Source organism: Curtobacterium herbarum, assembly GCF_016907335.1.
Lineage (GTDB): Bacteria > Actinomycetota > Actinomycetes > Actinomycetales > Microbacteriaceae > Curtobacterium > Curtobacterium herbarum.
This window is the reverse complement of sequence record NZ_JAFBBT010000001.1, coordinates 2,380,746-2,395,346: the sequence shown is the minus strand read 5'-3', so window position 1 is coordinate 2,395,346 and position 14,601 is coordinate 2,380,746. Positions and strand designations below refer to the sequence as shown.

Genomic DNA, 14,601 nt, shown 5'->3' with positions numbered 1-14,601 from the left:
GGGTTCCTGTTGTGCGGGTCCGGCTCGCGCCGGGAGCTGGGAGCCGGGCGCCGGGTCCGGCTCGCGCCGGGCGCCGGGTCTGGCTCGCGCCGGGAGCCGGGTCAGACGCGGGACTGCACCTCGGCCAGGGACGGGTTCGTCGCCGTGCTGCCGTCGGGGAAGACCAGCGTCGGCACGGTCTGGTTTCCGCCGTTGACCTCGGCGACGAGCTCGGCCGTGCCGGGCGTGGTCTCGATGTCGACCTCGCGGAAGGGCACGCCCGCCTTGGTCATCTGGTTCTTCAGGCGGGCGCAGTAGCCGCACCAGGTGGTCGTGAACATGGTGACGCCGCCGGCCTCGGGCACGAACGCGTCACGGGTGATCGTCTCGCTCATGTGCTCACGGTAACCCCGGTTCCCGGGAGGTGCGTCCGACACGGCCTCCGCGTCCGGGCACGGCGACGGGGCACGGTGCACCCCTCCGCCGACGCACCCGTGGCGAGGACCGAGCCGCCACCCTGGTAGACAAGACCGTGTGAGCGACACGCACCTCGAGATCGAGCGCACCTACGACCTGCCCGCCGACGCTCCACTGCCCGACCTGGTCGGCGCCGGCGGGATCATGCAGACCGACACCCAGGAGCCGTTCGAGCTCGACGCCACCTACTGGGACACCCAGCGGTACGACCTCGTCGCCGCCCACGTCACCGTCCGACGGCGCACCGGCGGACACGACGCCGGCTGGCACATCAAGCGCGCCGAGTCCGACACCGTCCGCCACGAGCAGCACTTCCCGCTCACCGAGGACCCGGACACCGTGCCCGTCGAGGTCCTCGCCGCACTCTTCACCGAACGCCGCGGCCGCGGACTCCGCCCCGTCGTCCGCATCACCACCACGCGAACCGTCACCCGGCTGCTCGACGAGGACGGCGACCAGGTCGGCGAACTCGCCGACGACCAGGTCGTCGCCGAACGCCTCGACGACGACGCGCCGGTCGATCCGAACACCTGGCGGGAGGTCGAGGTCGAAGCCGTCGAGGGCGTCGACCCGCAGATCGCACACGAGCTCTTCGCCGCCCTGGACGGCCGGTTCGCCGCCGTCGGCGCCGGCCCCGCCGCAGTCGCGTCCAAGCTGGCACGGGGGCTGGCGGGGGCACCGGCACCGCGCCTCCAGACCGAGGAGAAGCCGCACAAGGGCACCGCGGCCCGTGCCCTCACCAAGCGGTTGCGGAAACTGCGCAGCACGCTGCTCCGCCTGGAGGCCGGACTCCGGTCCGGTGCGTCGACCGACCTCGCCGAGACGGCTGCGACCGCACTCGGCATCGCCGCGGTCCTCGGCACCTACCGGCCGGCGTTCGCCGACGGCGACGAGATCGACCGTGCCGCCGCCGCGGCCGACGCCCTGGCCGCCGTCACCGCACGCGCGGCACTCGCCGAGTACCTCGTCGACCGGCTGCCGCATGCCTCCAGCCCGGCGCAGGAAGCGCTCATCGACTCGGTCACCCGCGAGCGCATCCTGGCCTCCACCCGCCAGCGCCGCGACGACGCCGCCCGCGAGGTCCTGCTCTCCTTGCACGAGGAGTCGTTCCTCGAACTGCTCGACGCCCTCGACGACGCCGTCGAGCGTCCGCAGCCGACCGCGTGGGCACTCCGCGACCCGAAGCGTGTCGCGCAGGACGTCTCGGCGATCGAGAAGCCGCGCATCCGCGACCTCGTCCGGGAAGCCGTCGGGGACGACCCCGCCGACGAAGCTGGTGACCGTGAGGCGACCCAGCGCGCCTGGCACGCCACCCTGCGCGCCCGGATGGCGATGGACGTCCTCGGCGACGACGCCTTCCCGCACGCACTGTGGAAGCGGATCGGCACCGCCGCCGACGTGCTCACCGAACGTGTCCGGTCCCTGCACGCCCTCGAGCAGCTGCGCGTGCAGGCCGGGATCGCTGAACGCGCCGGCGAGGGCACGTTCGGGTACGGCGTCCTGGCGGGCGACCGGGTCCGCGTGGCCGAGGAGTCGTACGACGAGGCGGTGCACGCACTCAACCGCGTGTGAGGGGTGATCCCTCCGGAACGACGACGGCGCGCACCCGAGCAGGGCGCGCGCCGTCGGCGTTTCTCGTGCTGCGTTTCAGCCGGCCGCGATCGGGTCGGCGCTGGCCGCTGCGGGGGAGACGTCGGCCAGGCCGAGCACGTCGAGCATCCACGCCAGCTCGGACGCGCGCTCCCGCCACGAGTCGTACCGACCGCTGACGCCACCGTGGCCGGCGGACATCTCGGTCTTCAGGAGCACCGGTGCACCGACCTCACGGAGCTTCGCGGTCCACTTCGCCGGCTCGACGTAGAGCACGCGGGTGTCGTTGATCGAGGTGACGGCGAGGATCTTCGGGTACTGCACGTCCGACCGGACGTTCTCGTACGGCGAGTACTCGCTCATGTACCGGTAGACCTCGGGGTCGTGCAGCGGGTCGCCCCACTCGTCCCACTCGATCACGGTCAGCGGCAGGTCCGGGTCGAGGATGGTCGTCAGTGCATCGACGAACGGCACCGCGGCCAGGATGCCCGCGAAGCGCTCGGGTGCCAGGTTCGCGACGGCACCCATCAGCAGACCACCGGCGCTGCCGCCCTCGGCCACCAGACGATCGGGTGCCGTGCGGCCGGTGTCGATGAGGTGCTCGGCCACGGCGACGAAGTCGGTGAACGTGTTCTTCTTCGTCAGCGTCTTGCCGTCCTCGTACCAGTGCCGGCCCAGCTCACCGCCACCGCGGACGTGGGCGATCGCCAGGACGACACCGCGGTCGAGCATCGACAGACGCATCACGCTGAAGCCCGGGTCGATGGAGTGCTCGTACGAGCCGTAGCCGTACAGCTGCAGCGGGGCCGGGACAGCGGGGTCGACGGCGTCGCGACGCCAGACGAGGGAGATCGGGATGCGTGTGCCGTCGGAGGCGGTTGCCCAGTCGCGCTCCTGCACGTAGTCGGCCGGGTCGTAGCCACCGAGCACCGGCTGCCGCTTCAGGACCGTGACCTGGCCGGTCGCCAGGTCCAGGTCGCTGACCTCGGACGGGGTCACGAAGGACGTGTACCCGAGCCGGAGGGTCGGCTGGTCCCACTCGGGGTTGCCGCCGAGTCCGGCCGAGAACAGCGTCTCGTCGAAGGGGACCTCGTGTGCGTCACCGAAGCCGTCGCCCTCGATCGGGATGATCGCGATCCGGGGCAGCGCCTCGGACCGGTACTCGACCGCGAGGTGCCCGGCGAAGGCGTCCACGGACTCGATGCGTCGCTCGGTGTCGTGCGCGACGACGACGCGGCGGTCGGACGTGGACGTCGGGTCGTCCGCGGGGACGTCGACCAGCTCGAAGTTCTCGGCGCCGTCGTTGTGCAGGATCAGGAAGCGGTCGCTGCCGCCGACGATGGCGTGCTCGATCTCGTACTCGACGCCCTCGCGACGCGGCCACACCGCACGGAACTCGCCGGTCGGGTCGGACGCGTCGAGGACGAGTGCCTCGGAGGTGATCTTCGACCCGAGCTCGATGACGATGTACTGCGACGACCGGGTCACGCCGACGCCGACCCAGTAGCGGTCGTCCGGCTCCTCGAACACCACGACGTCGGCGTCCGCCGAGGTGCCGACGGTGTGGCGCCAGATCCGGTCCGGGCGCCAGGCATCGTCCACGGTCGGGTAGAAGACGTACCGGCCCGAGGGGTCGAACGTGGCGCCGGCCCCGGTGTTCGGGATCGTGTCGCCGAGGTCCTGGCCGGTCTCGAGGTCGCGGACGGTCAGGGTGTAGCGCTCGTCGCCCTCGACGTCGACGCCGTAGACCAGCCGACGACCGTCGTCGCTGATGTCGTAGGTGCCGAGCGAGAAGAAGTCGTGTCCCTCGGCCAGTGCGTTGCCGTCGAGGACGACCTCTTCACCGGGCAGGGTGCCGGCGCTCGCCGACCCCGTGGCGTCCGCCTCGAGCGACGGCGGGGTCCAGTCGTCCGGCCCGCTGATCGGCGCACGGCACTGCACGCCGTACTGGCTGCCCTCGCTGGTCCGGGTGAAGTACCACCACTGGCCCATGCGGACCGGCACCGAGAGGTCGGTCTCCTGCACACGGGTCCGGACCTCGTCGAAGAGCCGCTCCCGGAGCGCACCGAGGTGTTCGGTCTGCGCCTCGGTGTACCGGTTCTCGGCTTCGAGGTACGCGAGGGTGTCCGGGGACTCCTTGTCGCGCAGCCACTCGTAGTCGTCGACGAAGTCGATGCCGTGGTGGGTCCGCGTCTGGGGCCGCTTGGCGGCGGTCGGCGGGGTGGTCACGTCGTGCTCGCTGGTCACCGGCCCACCCTATGCGCTCGGCATGGGGGCGCGGCCCGACTCCGACGCCGGCGCCGGCGCAGCAACCGCAGCCGGAGCCGGAGCCGGCGCAGCAACCGCCGCCGCCGCAACCGCATCCGGCGCCGCCGCCGCTCGGATCCGCTCCGCCAGACCATCGAGCTCCGCCAGCACGTCCGGCGCCACCCACGCCCGGTCGCTTCGCCGCTCGGTGACCGGCCGCAGCACCCCCGCGTCGACCAGGTCGTCGATCACCGCGTCCGTCCAGGGCAGGTCCGGCGGCAGTGCGGCCGAGACCGCCGCTTCCGTCAGCACCGGGTCCGCGAGCAGGACCCGCAGCACCGTCGAGTCGTGTGTCACCGGGTCCCCGTGGCCCGTCCTGTGCACCGCCGCACGGTCCTGCTCGAGTTCGTCCAGCCGGAGTGCGGCGTACTCGACCTCGTCGCACACGGTGCCGACCGCCGCGGCGACCAGGCTCACGACACCCTCGACGTGGCCGTCCCGGTAGCGGACCAGCTCGGCGAAGTACCCGGCCCGGTCCGCGACGAGGGCCGCCGCCACGGGGACCACGAGCGAGGTCGTCAGCCCACGGTGACGGAGGACCGCGTTGACCAGGGCACGGCCGATCCGCCCGTTGCCGTCGGTGAACGGGTGCACCGACTCGAACTGGGCATGGGCGATCGCTGCCTGCACGACCGGGTCGAGGTCGTCCCGGGCCAGGAACGCGAACAGGTCGTCCATCGCGTCGGCGACGTCGTCCGCCGGCGGCGGGACGTACGCTGCGTCGCGCGGTGACGCCCCGCCGCCGATCCAGTTCTGCACCTGCCGCCACCGCCCGGCGACGGGCCCGTCGACCGGGTCGTCCCGCATCAGCACGGCGTGCGCGTCGAGCACCGAGCGTTCGGTGATGCTGCCGCGCCCGGCGTCGTCGATCATCGCCCGGAGCGCCGCGGTCGCGCCGACCATCGCGGTGGCGCTGCCGTTCGCGCGGATGCCCACCAGGGCTCGGGCGTAGTCGTCGAGGGTGGCGTGCTCGTCCTCGATCCGGGAGGACGAGACGGCTTCGGTCCGGGCGAGCAGCAGGTCGAACGTCGCGGTCCGGTCGCCGAGTCGCCGGTCGAGGTCGCGCAGACGCTCGGACGCCCGCGCCACCAGGTGTGCGGTGCGCGGGGGAGCGGTCCAGGTCCGGTGGGCGATCCGTGGCGGCAGGGAACACCGGACCGAGCGGACCGTCCGATCGGCCCGCGGTGGCCGTCCGCTGCTGCGCCACGGTCGGGTCGTCGTCCGGTGCGCCGGCCAGCCGGACCGGGTGTCGTCAGGGTGCATGGTGCCTCCGCTCGTCGGGTCCCGAGACGGTACCGACCACCGGCCGCGCAGCACGAAGAATCCGTATGTCGTACACGAAGACCATGGCGTCCGGCGGCGGCATCGGTACCGTTGTGGGATGACTGACAACTCGTTCGTGATCACCGGTGCCCACGTCGTCCCCGTCGACGGCGCGGCGTTCGACGGCGGCGCGGTCGTCGTGCAGGACGGTCGCATCACGGCGGTCGGGCCCGACGTCACGCCGCCCGACGGCCTGCCGGTCGTCGACGCAGCCGGCGCGTGGCTCCTGCCCGGCTTCGTCGAGGCGCACGGCCACGTCGGCATCCACGAAGAGGCGAACGGCTCGGCAGGCAACGACACGAACGAGATGACCGGTCCGAACATGGCCGCCGTCCGGGCGATCGACGCGGTCGACATCGACGACGAGGGCTTCCGCGACGCCCTGTCCGGCGGGATCACGAGCATCGTGGTGAAGCCCGGCTCCGGCAACCCGATCGGCGGCCAGACCGTCGCGATCAAGACCTGGGGTGGCCGGACCATCGACGAGCAGCTCATCTCGGACGCGGTGAGCATCAAGAGCGCCCTCGGCGAGAACCCGAAGCGCGTCTACGGCGAGAAGGGGCAGACCCCGTCCACCCGGCTCGGCGTCGCCAAGGTCATCCGCGAAGCCTTCGTCGCCGCGCAGGACTACCGTGCGGCCCGCGACGCAGCGGCCACGAAGGGCGAACCGTTCACCCGCGACCTCACGAAGGAAGCACTGGTCCGCGTCCTCGACGGCGAACTCGCCTGGGACCAGCACACCCACCGCCACGACGACATCGCCACCGCCGTCCGTCTCGCCGAGGAGTTCGGCTACCGCCTGGTCGTCAACCACGGCACCGAGGCCCACAAGATCGCGGACCTGCTCGCCGAGAAGGGGATCCCGGTGATCTACGGCCCGCTGTTCACCAGCCGCTCAAAGGTCGAGCTGCGCGACCGCGGCATCCCGAACCTCACCACGATCGCCGCCGCCGGCGTCCGTGTCGCGATCACCACCGACGCACCCGTCGTCCCCATCAACATGCTCGTCACCCAGGCGACGATGGCGGTCCGCGACGGCCTGCCGCGACAGACCGCGCTCGAGGCGATCACCTCCGCCCCGGCCGACATCCTCGGCTTCGGGGACCGCGTCGGTCGCATCGCCGAGGGGCTCGACGCCGACCTCGTCCTCTGGGACGGCGACCCGCTCGACGCCACCAGCCGTGCGCAGCGCGTCTGGATCGAGGGCAAGCAGGTCTTCGCCTACGTCGACGGGCAGGGCGTCACCACGCCGCGCTGGTGACCACGCGGCGCTGGTGACCACGCGGCCCGAGACGTGACCAGACGACGGACGGGAGGCGCGGTGCGGCCCGCACCGCGCCTCCCGTCCGTCGTCGGGCCGGGCCCGTTCAGTCCTGGCGCGACAGCAGGAAGTCGTTGATCCGCTCGGTCATGCCGAGGTCCATCTCCTGCGGCACGCCGTTCACGGTGTGGATCGGTGCCGCCTGCCGGATGCTCGAGACCAGCCACAAAGCGTCCGCGGCCCGCAGGTCGTCGAGGGTGACGAGTTCGTAGGCGGTCTCGATGCCCTCCTGCTCGGCGAAGCGGAAGACGTCGGCCTGGGTGGTGCCGTCGAGGATCCCGATGTCGGTGCGCGGGGTGACGAAGCGGCCCCCGACCGACATGATGAGGTTCGCGCGGGTGCCCTCGAGGACGTAGCCGTCGGTCGAGACGAACAGGGCGTCGTCTGCGCCGCGGCGGACTGCCTCGCGGAGGCCCGCCATGTTGACCGCGTAGGACAGCGTCTTCGCCCCCTGCAGCAGCCACGGCGAGGTTCGTTCGACGTCGTGCCGGTAGCCGCGGTCGAGCGTGACGACCCCGATACCCTCGGTGCGGTCGCGGGTCTGGTCGGCGGACGGCGCGGCGTAGACCCAGCCGGTCGGACGGCCGAGCCCCTCGACGCCGCGGGTCAGGACGGTCTTCGCGTACGCCTCACGCACCGGGTCGAGCCGCGCGCAGGCCGCCTCGATGGCCTGCCGCCAGGCGTCCAGGTCCGGCTCGGGCAGGTCGAGCTTCGCGGCGGAGCGGCCGAACCGCGCGAGGTGTGCCTCGAGTGCCTGCGGGCGGCCGTCGATCACCGTGATCGTCTCGAAGACGCCGTCACCCCGGGTGAGACCGAGGTCCATCACCTGGATGTGCTCCTCGAGCGGCTTCGCCCAGATGAACGCGTCGGCCTCCGGGTCGTGCGGCGCTGCGGCTCGGGAGGGCTGGTTCAGGACGGCGAGGACGGTGTCGGTCATGCCCCCATCCAACCCCAGACCGGTGTCAGCGAGCGCGGGTTCCAGCGAGCGCGGATCTCAGCGAGCACCCGGCAGCGCGTCCATCAGCTTCCAGACCGCCTCGGTGAGTTCCGGGTGCTGGAGGGCGATGCGCCGCAGGCGGTGGTACTCCTCGCCGTGCTCGGTGCGCTGCCCCGACGCGGGGTGCGACGACCACTGTGCGCTGCGCTGACCGATGCGGACGTCGATCTCCATCGCCTCGGCCCGCAGGATGAGGACGACCTGCTCGTCCACGCTCGGCAGCGTGTGCATGAACTCCCACGGATCGTCGCCCTGGCGACACCGGTGTTCGACGATGACCGAGATCTCCTCGGCGGCTTCGGCGCGCAGCACCTCGAGGCTGCGCCCCGTCCTGCGAGACTCAGCCATGACGCCCCCACAGCACGCCTGCCATGGAACGAGCGTACGTCATCGGATCGGCCACACTGGACCACATGACCGAGCGCGACGAGAGCAAGTCCCAGCACCCGGCCGTGGTCGTCGTGTACCTGCTGCGGGACGGCACTGGCGGGCCGGAGGTGCTGCTCGGTGAGAAACGCCGCGGCCTCGGCACGGGCCGGGTGGTCGGCCCCGGCGGCAAGCGCGAGGGTGCCGAGACGGCGGTCGAGACCGCCGTGCGTGAGGTGGCGGAAGAGGTCGGCCTGCGCGTCGACCCGGCCGACCTGGAGGCCCGTGGCACGTTGGACTACCGGTTCCCGTTCCGTCCGTCCTGGTCCCAGGTCTCGGACGTGTTCGTCTGCCGCCGCTGGCAGGGTGACCCGTCGGGCGGTGACGAACTGGAGCCGCGGTGGGTGCCGGTCGATGCCGTGCCGTACGACGCGATGTGGGACGACGCGCGCTACTGGCTGCCCGCGGTGCTCGCCGGTGGGCAGGTCGACGCCCGGGTGGTGTTCGCGGAGGACAACGCCTCCGTCGCCGGGTTCACCGGGTCGGGGATCGGCGAGCCGGCCTGACCGCTGACCGCCTGCCCGCGGATCGCGGATCGCGGATCGCGTCAGCGTGAGCGCTGCGTCGGGGTGTTGCCGGTGCGGGCGGCTTCGGCCTCGGCCATGACGTCCGCGTCCCCGCTCTGTCCGCCGAGCGGCCGGACGAAGAAGTCGACGACGCCGAACGCGATCGCGGCGACGAGCGCGAACATCGCCCAGCCGTCCCAGAGTCCGGCGACGCTGCGGCCACCGCTCGGCGCGAGCACGATGCTCGTGACGTAGGACAGCGCCGCGATGACGAGGAAGACGACGACGATCGTCATGAGCAGGCGGTGCCAGGCGGTTCGGGTCATGATCCGACCAGGATAGCCGCCGCCGGGGCGCTCATCGACGGGGGTTCAGCGGCTCGTTCTCCAGGCCGTCGCGTCCGCCCGTGAAGACGTCCCCGGCAGCCCGTTCGTCCTCCCAGTCGTCGTCGCGCAGGACCTGCAGGGTGCCGGTGGCGGTCGAGATGAGGCCGTTCCGCTCGAGCTCGGCGTCCCGCTCGCGGCCGAGGAACTCGCGGTTCGCGGTGTTCGCGTCCTGGAACATCGTGGTCCGACCGGTGACGATCGCGCGGATCCGACGGCGCTCCCACCACTTCTTGCCGAGGAACATCAGGACGAGGCCGGCGCCGGCGTAGCACGCCATCGTGATCAGGCCGCGCTCCGGGCCGGGGCCGACGCCGTAGAGCTGGTGCTTGATCATGTCGACCATGCTCGAGCCGACCACGACGTTGTTGAGCCACGCGAAGGGCTCCGGCATGAACCACTTCGGGTAGGCACCACCGGAGGACGGCATCGACAGGAAGACGAAGCAGATCATCGCGGGAGCGGCGATGAACCGGCCGACGAAGTAGCTGAGTCCGTTCACCGCCAGGCCGATGGCGACGATCCAGCCCCACGCGATGAGGACGAGCGGCACGAAGTGGCCGTGGATCGCACCGACGACCGGACCGGCCAGGGTGTTCGTGATGAGCGAGATGACCAGACCGCCGGTGACGATGACCGTCATGCGGGTCCGGTGGCGGAGCGGGCCGCCCATGATGCCGATGAACATCGCGACCATGTACCCGCCGATGCACCACGCGAGCATCACGTACATGCCGACCGTGCCGTACTCGTCGTACGCCGGCAGGGGAGCGAGTTCGGTCACCCGGGGAGCGGTCAGCCCGGCGCCGGTCAGGACGGCACTCAGCGTGGCGGGGACCAGGCTCGCGACCTGGAACTGGTGCGCGCTGGCCTTGAACATCTCGTTCGCCGACGGGTCGTATGCGACCGCGATCGTCCCGGCGAGCACGTCGTGCTTCGCGCTGGCGAGCGAGTCGTAGGAGGAGAACAGGTACTCGCCGGGCAGCGCCTTCTGCACGGCGTCGACCAGGCTCCGGTCACTGCCGACGATGCCGATCGGCACGTCGTGCGGGTGCGGGGCGTGGAAGGCGAAGACGTAGCAGAGACAGAACCCGACGATGAAGAACAGCGGCATCCACAGCTGGAGCCCGATGAGCTGCAGGGACGGGTGGAGCGTGGCGTACCAACGGCGGTAGCGGCCGATGTGTTGCTTCGGCGGCGGCGTGGGGCGTGCCTCCCGGCCGGGGTGGCGTGCCGGGCGTGACCGGTCCTCGGCGACCTGCGCCGTGTCGTCGGCGCTCCGCGTCGGGAGGTCGTTGTTCCTGCGTGCTTCGTTCCGCGGCGTGCTCACTCGGCGGTGCGCTCCTGTCCTGTCGTCTGGCGTTCCAGGGTACGCCGGAGCACCAGGGTGAGGACCGATCAGGAACGACTGCGGGAGGCCTGCGCCGAGTCCATCGCGAGCTCTTCGGCGTCGAGGGTCACGAGCACACGGCGCATGACCTCCTCGTCGAGGTTGCCCTTCTCGCGTTCCTCCAGGACGATCTCGCGCCGACGGTCGAGCAGCTCGCGGCGGATGTCCTGGATCTGCGCGCCGCGGAGGCGCATCGGGGCCATGCGGTCCTCCGTCTCCTCTTCCTCGGCGTCCTGTCGGAACGTCTCGGCCTGGCGCTCGAGCCGGGCCTTCAGACGGGAGACCACGGAGTCGACCGCGTCCGAGCCGTACCGCGACCCCCACTCCGGCCGCCGCTTGTCGAGCAGTTCGATCGCGGCGACGGTCGTCCGCTGGTTGAGCAGCATCTCGCTGCGGCGGTCCATGTCGTCCTCGCCCGGGTCCTGCACCTTGAGTGCGCGGATCACGAACGGCAGTGTCAGCCCCTGCAGCAGCAGGGTGCCGACCGTGACGATGAAGGCGATCACGAAGATCGTGTCCTGCGCCGGGATCTTCGTCGGGCTCGCGACGACCGAGACCGCGGCCGCCAGCGTCACCACACCGCGCATGCCGGTCCACGAGATGACCGTCAGTTCCCGCCAGTTGAGCTTCGGTTCGGCCGTGCCACGGATCCAGCGCAGGGAGCGGTGCCCTCGGGAGGCACGGATCCGCAACGGACGGATGAACCGGCCGTGCAGGCGGTTGCGTGCGTACGACTCGAAGATGAAGAGCGGGCGGACCACGATCACGACCACCAGGACGACGGCCGCGGCGGTCAGCGTCTGTCCGAGGCTCCGCTCGCTCTCGACCAGGTCCTGCACGACCGTGTTGAGCTGCAGCCCGATGAGCGCGAAGACGAAGCCCTCGAGGATCACATCGACGCTCGTCCAGAGCGGGCGCTCCTGCAGTCGGGTCGCGTAGCCCTCCTTGGGGGAGTTGTACCCGATGTACAGGCCCGCCGTGACGACCGCGATGACGCCCGAGCCGGAGAGCTCCTCGGCCAGGATGTACGCCACGAACGGCAGCAGGATGCTCATGATCGTCTCGACCACCGGGTCGTTGATCCGCATCCGGATCCAGTGCACGACCACGCCGAGGACACCGCCGACGACCAGGCCGACGCCGATCGCCAACCCGAAGATCCCGAGGTCCTGCCAGACCGTCAGCGACGCGCCGGCGATGATGAGCGTGAACACGCGGACCAGCGTCAGCGACGCGGCGTCGTTGATCAGGCTCTCGCCGGACAGGACCGTCATCACCCGGCGGGGCAGGCCGAGCTTGCGGCCGATCGCCGCTGCGGACACCGCGTCCGGCGGTGCCACGATCGCGCCCAGGAGGATCGCGGCCGGCCACGTCATGTCGGGGATGATCAGGTAGGCGGCCAGGCCCACGGCGAGCGCCGTGATGATGACCAGGAAGATGCCGAGGCGTCGGATCTGCTTGATGGACCCGCGGAAGCTCTGCCACGACACGTCGAGCGCCGCCGAGTAGAGCAGCGGCGGCAGGACCACCGTGAGGATGACCTCCGAGTCGATCTCGATGTGGGGCAGACCGGGGATGAACGACACGGCGAGTGCGACCGCGGTGACGAGGAGCGGTGCGGGGAGTCCCCATGCTCGGGCGAACCCGGTGACGGCGAGCGATCCGACCAGCAGGATGAGCAACTCGGCGATGTCCACGGGTCCATCTTCCCATCCCGGTGGTGTGGACCTGAGCAGACGTGAAGGGCAGATGAACAACAGGTGTCCGTTCGGCTTGCTCGATGTGCTCCCGCCTGGGACACTTGCCCGCGGTGGACATCACGCTCATAGTCGTCCTGGTCATTGCGTTGGCCCTCTTCTTCGACTTCACAAACGGTTTTCACGACACCGCCAACGCAATGGCGACCCCGATCGCGACCGGCGCCATGAAGCCCACGGTGGCGGTCTCCGTCGCAGCGGTGCTCAACCTCGTCGGGGCGTTCCTCAGCACCGCTGTGGCGACGTCGATCTCGCACGGGCTCATCAACGAGGGACCCGGTGGCGTCGCCATCAGTCCGGAGATGATCTTCGCGGGGCTGATCGGCGCGGTGGTCTGGAACATGATCACGTGGCTGCGCGGCCTGCCGTCGTCGTCCTCGCACGCGCTCTTCGGTGGCCTCATCGGCGCCGCCATCGTCGGTGCCGGCTTCGACTCGGTGAACTACGCGGCGCTGCTGACGGTGGTGATCATCCCCGCCTTCCTGTCGCCGGTGATCGCGGCCCTGGTGTCGCTGCTCGCCACGCGCATCGCCTACCGGATCACCCGTCGCCCGGTGTTCCCGAACGAGCGCGGCGGCTTCCGCATCGGCCAGATCTTCACGTCGTCGATGGTGTCGCTCGCGCACGGCACGAACGACGCGCAGAAGACGATGGGCGTCATCACGCTCACGCTCATCGCGTCCGGTGCCCAGTCGGCGGACCAGGGCGTGCAGTTCTGGGTCGTCGTGGCCTGTGCGCTCGCGATCGCCCTCGGCACCTACACCGGCGGCTGGCGCATCATCCGCACCCTCGGGTCCGGCATCACCGAGATCCGGGCCACGCAGGGCTTCGCCGCCGAGGCCTCGACCGCCGCGACGATCCTCGCCTCGAGCCACCTCGGCTTCGCGCTCTCCACCACCCAGGTGTCCTCCGGCTCGATCATCGGCGCCGGCCTCGGTCGCCGGGGGTCGAAGATCCAGTGGTCGACCGCGGGCAAGATCGTCATCGCCTGGTTCATCACCCTGCCGGCAGCCGCCGCGGTCGGCGCGGTCGCGTCCGGCATCGCCCGCTTCGGCGTGGTCGGACTGGTCATCGACGCCGTCGCCGGCGGGATCGTGGTCCTCGGCCTGTACCTGTGGTCGCTCCGCAAGCCGCACGACTCGGCCATCGAGATCGACGTCGCCGCCAACGCCGTGCTCACCCGCAAGGAGCAGCGCGGTCTGCAGCGCAAGAAGCGTGCCGAGGCCGTCGCCGCCCGCCGCGCCGAACTGAGCCGTGAGCGGACCCTCCGTCGCATGGCCGGACGCAAGGGAGGCCGTCGCTGATGGGCATCGACTGGGCAGCGTTCCTGCTCGTGGCACTCGTCGCCGTCGTCTCGGCGTGCTTCGTCGTGTCCGTGTACTCCGTCGGCCTGCGCTTCTGGAGCGCCGCCGACACCCGCGCCGGCAAGTACACCGTGAAGGACGACGGCACGATCGGCCCGGCGACCGCCGGCTTCCCCGACCCGAACGCCGCCGCCGGGGCCGTCCGGGTGCTCCGGGCGCTCGCCGTGGTCTGCTTCGTGCTCTGCGCCGCGGCGGTGCTCTACGGCATCTACCTGATCGTGCCCGCCTTCCACTGAGACGCGCGCACGTCCCTTCCGGCAGCGGCCGGCCCTCGGGCCGGCCGCTGCCGCGTTGCGGGGCCGCCCGCCCGGGCGCGAGCGGGCGAGATGCCAGGGTGGGCTGGCGGACGCACCGCGCTTTCGCGCCCGCTCGCCGTCTGCCGGTCGGGAGGCGCGGGGCGGGGTGGTCGCGTGCCTCCCGTCCGCCCTGAGCGCGAGTGGGCGAGATGCCAGGGTGGCTGGCGGACGCACCGCGCGTTCGCGCCCGCTCGCCGGAGCGCGGAGTGCGGAGTGCGGAGGGCGAGCACGCGGCCGCGAGCGGGCGAAATGCCAGGGCAGCAGGCGCCAGAGCGGCGCGTTCGCGCCCGCTCGCCACGAGCGCGCGCTCCACCTGGTGACGGGAGGCGCGTGGCGGGCACGGACGCGTGCCTCCCGTCCGCCCTGGGCGTGAGCGGGCGGAATGCCAGGACACGTGAGGACCGCACCGCGCGTTCGCGCCCGCTCGCCGGAGCGCGGAGCCCACGGACGTTGGCACGAGGCCGCGAGCGGGCGGAATACCAGGG

General features: G+C 71.5%; 13 protein-coding genes. 5 read left to right on the top strand and 8 right to left on the bottom strand.

The window, feature by feature from the left end:
• Positions 1-101: 101 nt before the first annotated feature.
• Complete coding sequence (locus JOD51_RS11405) at positions 102-374, bottom strand: mycoredoxin (protein WP_111076225.1); 273 nt, start codon at positions 372-374, stop codon at positions 102-104.
• A gap of 139 nt (positions 375-513) precedes the next feature.
• Between JOD51_RS11405 and JOD51_RS11400 the strand changes: the two genes are divergently transcribed.
• Positions 514-2,028 carry a CYTH domain-containing protein gene (locus tag JOD51_RS11400; RefSeq protein WP_204608494.1) on the top strand — a complete coding sequence of 505 codons (1,515 nt, stop codon included), beginning with the start codon at positions 514-516 and terminating at the stop codon, positions 2,026-2,028.
• A 75-nt stretch (positions 2,029-2,103) separates the two neighbouring features.
• On the opposite strand, the gene JOD51_RS11395 is transcribed toward JOD51_RS11400, so the two are convergent.
• Both JOD51_RS11395 and JOD51_RS11390 read right to left on the bottom strand, forming a co-directional pair.
• Positions 2,104-4,275 (bottom strand): S9 family peptidase, encoded by a 2,172-nt coding sequence (locus JOD51_RS11395; protein WP_204611147.1) that lies wholly within the window; start codon positions 4,273-4,275, stop codon positions 2,104-2,106.
• Positions 4,276-4,302: 27 nt separating this feature from the next.
• Entirely contained in the window at positions 4,303-5,616 is a 1,314-nt protein-coding gene (locus tag JOD51_RS11390) for a Fic family protein (protein WP_204608486.1), read from the bottom strand.
• Between the two features lie 118 nt (positions 5,617-5,734).
• Between JOD51_RS11390 and JOD51_RS11385 the strand changes: the two genes are divergently transcribed.
• Complete coding sequence (locus JOD51_RS11385; RefSeq protein WP_204608483.1) at positions 5,735-6,937, top strand: amidohydrolase; 1,203 nt, start codon at positions 5,735-5,737, stop codon at positions 6,935-6,937.
• A gap of 106 nt (positions 6,938-7,043) precedes the next feature.
• Here JOD51_RS11385 and JOD51_RS11380 read toward each other — a convergent pair whose 3' ends face one another.
• Positions 7,044-7,934, bottom strand: a complete 891-nt coding sequence (locus JOD51_RS11380) for an aminodeoxychorismate lyase (protein WP_204608480.1) — start codon at positions 7,932-7,934, stop codon at positions 7,044-7,046.
• Positions 7,935-7,991: 57 nt separating this feature from the next.
• Positions 7,992-8,342, bottom strand: a complete 351-nt coding sequence (locus tag JOD51_RS11375) for a tryptophan synthase subunit alpha (protein ID WP_204608477.1) — start codon at positions 8,340-8,342, stop codon at positions 7,992-7,994.
• Positions 8,343-8,407: 65 nt separating this feature from the next.
• On the opposite strand from JOD51_RS11375, the gene JOD51_RS11370 reads away from it, so the two are divergent.
• Positions 8,408-8,926, top strand: a complete 519-nt coding sequence (locus JOD51_RS11370) for an 8-oxo-dGTP diphosphatase (RefSeq protein ID WP_204608474.1) — start codon at positions 8,408-8,410, stop codon at positions 8,924-8,926.
• A 41-nt stretch (positions 8,927-8,967) separates the two neighbouring features.
• Here JOD51_RS11370 and JOD51_RS11365 read toward each other — a convergent pair whose 3' ends face one another.
• The 3 genes from JOD51_RS11365 to JOD51_RS11355 form a co-directional block, all read right to left on the bottom strand.
• Entirely contained in the window at positions 8,968-9,252 is a 285-nt protein-coding gene (locus tag JOD51_RS11365; RefSeq protein ID WP_204608471.1) for a hypothetical protein, read from the bottom strand.
• A gap of 31 nt (positions 9,253-9,283) precedes the next feature.
• Positions 9,284-10,639 carry an ABC transporter permease gene (locus tag JOD51_RS11360; RefSeq protein ID WP_204608468.1) on the bottom strand — a complete coding sequence of 452 codons (1,356 nt, stop codon included), beginning with the start codon at positions 10,637-10,639 and terminating at the stop codon, positions 9,284-9,286.
• A gap of 68 nt (positions 10,640-10,707) precedes the next feature.
• Positions 10,708-12,396, bottom strand: coding sequence for a cation:proton antiporter (locus tag JOD51_RS11355; protein ID WP_204608465.1), 1,689 nt, complete (start codon positions 12,394-12,396; stop codon positions 10,708-10,710).
• A gap of 113 nt (positions 12,397-12,509) precedes the next feature.
• Here JOD51_RS11355 and JOD51_RS11350 point away from each other — a divergent pair, with 113 nt between their 5' ends.
• Together JOD51_RS11350 and JOD51_RS11345 are read left to right on the top strand one after the other, a co-directional pair.
• Complete coding sequence (locus JOD51_RS11350) at positions 12,510-13,760, top strand: inorganic phosphate transporter (RefSeq protein ID WP_204608462.1); 1,251 nt, start codon at positions 12,510-12,512, stop codon at positions 13,758-13,760.
• Positions 13,760-14,056, top strand: a complete 297-nt coding sequence (locus JOD51_RS11345; protein WP_204608459.1) for a hypothetical protein — start codon at positions 13,760-13,762, stop codon at positions 14,054-14,056. The genes JOD51_RS11350 and JOD51_RS11345 overlap by 1 nt, the downstream gene beginning before the upstream one ends.
• Positions 14,057-14,601 lie beyond the last annotated feature (545 nt).

Bases quoted from the DNA above. Each gene is read 5' to 3' on its own strand.
- JOD51_RS11405 (WP_111076225.1), bottom strand. From the start codon at position 374: ATGAGCGAGACGATCACCCGTGACGCGTTCGTGCCCGAGGCCGGCGGC.
- JOD51_RS11365 (WP_204608471.1), bottom strand. From the start codon at position 9,252: ATGACCCGAACCGCCTGGCACCGCCTGCTCATGACGATCGTCGTCGTC.
- JOD51_RS11370 (WP_204608474.1), top strand. From the start codon at position 8,408: ATGACCGAGCGCGACGAGAGCAAGTCCCAGCACCCGGCCGTGGTCGTC.
- JOD51_RS11345 (WP_204608459.1), top strand. From the start codon at position 13,760: ATGGGCATCGACTGGGCAGCGTTCCTGCTCGTGGCACTCGTCGCCGTC.
- JOD51_RS11375 (WP_204608477.1), bottom strand. From the start codon at position 8,342: ATGGCTGAGTCTCGCAGGACGGGGCGCAGCCTCGAGGTGCTGCGCGCC.
- JOD51_RS11390 (WP_204608486.1), bottom strand. From the start codon at position 5,616: ATGCACCCTGACGACACCCGGTCCGGCTGGCCGGCGCACCGGACGACG.
- JOD51_RS11385 (WP_204608483.1), top strand. From the start codon at position 5,735: ATGACTGACAACTCGTTCGTGATCACCGGTGCCCACGTCGTCCCCGTC.
- JOD51_RS11380 (WP_204608480.1), bottom strand. From the start codon at position 7,934: ATGACCGACACCGTCCTCGCCGTCCTGAACCAGCCCTCCCGAGCCGCA.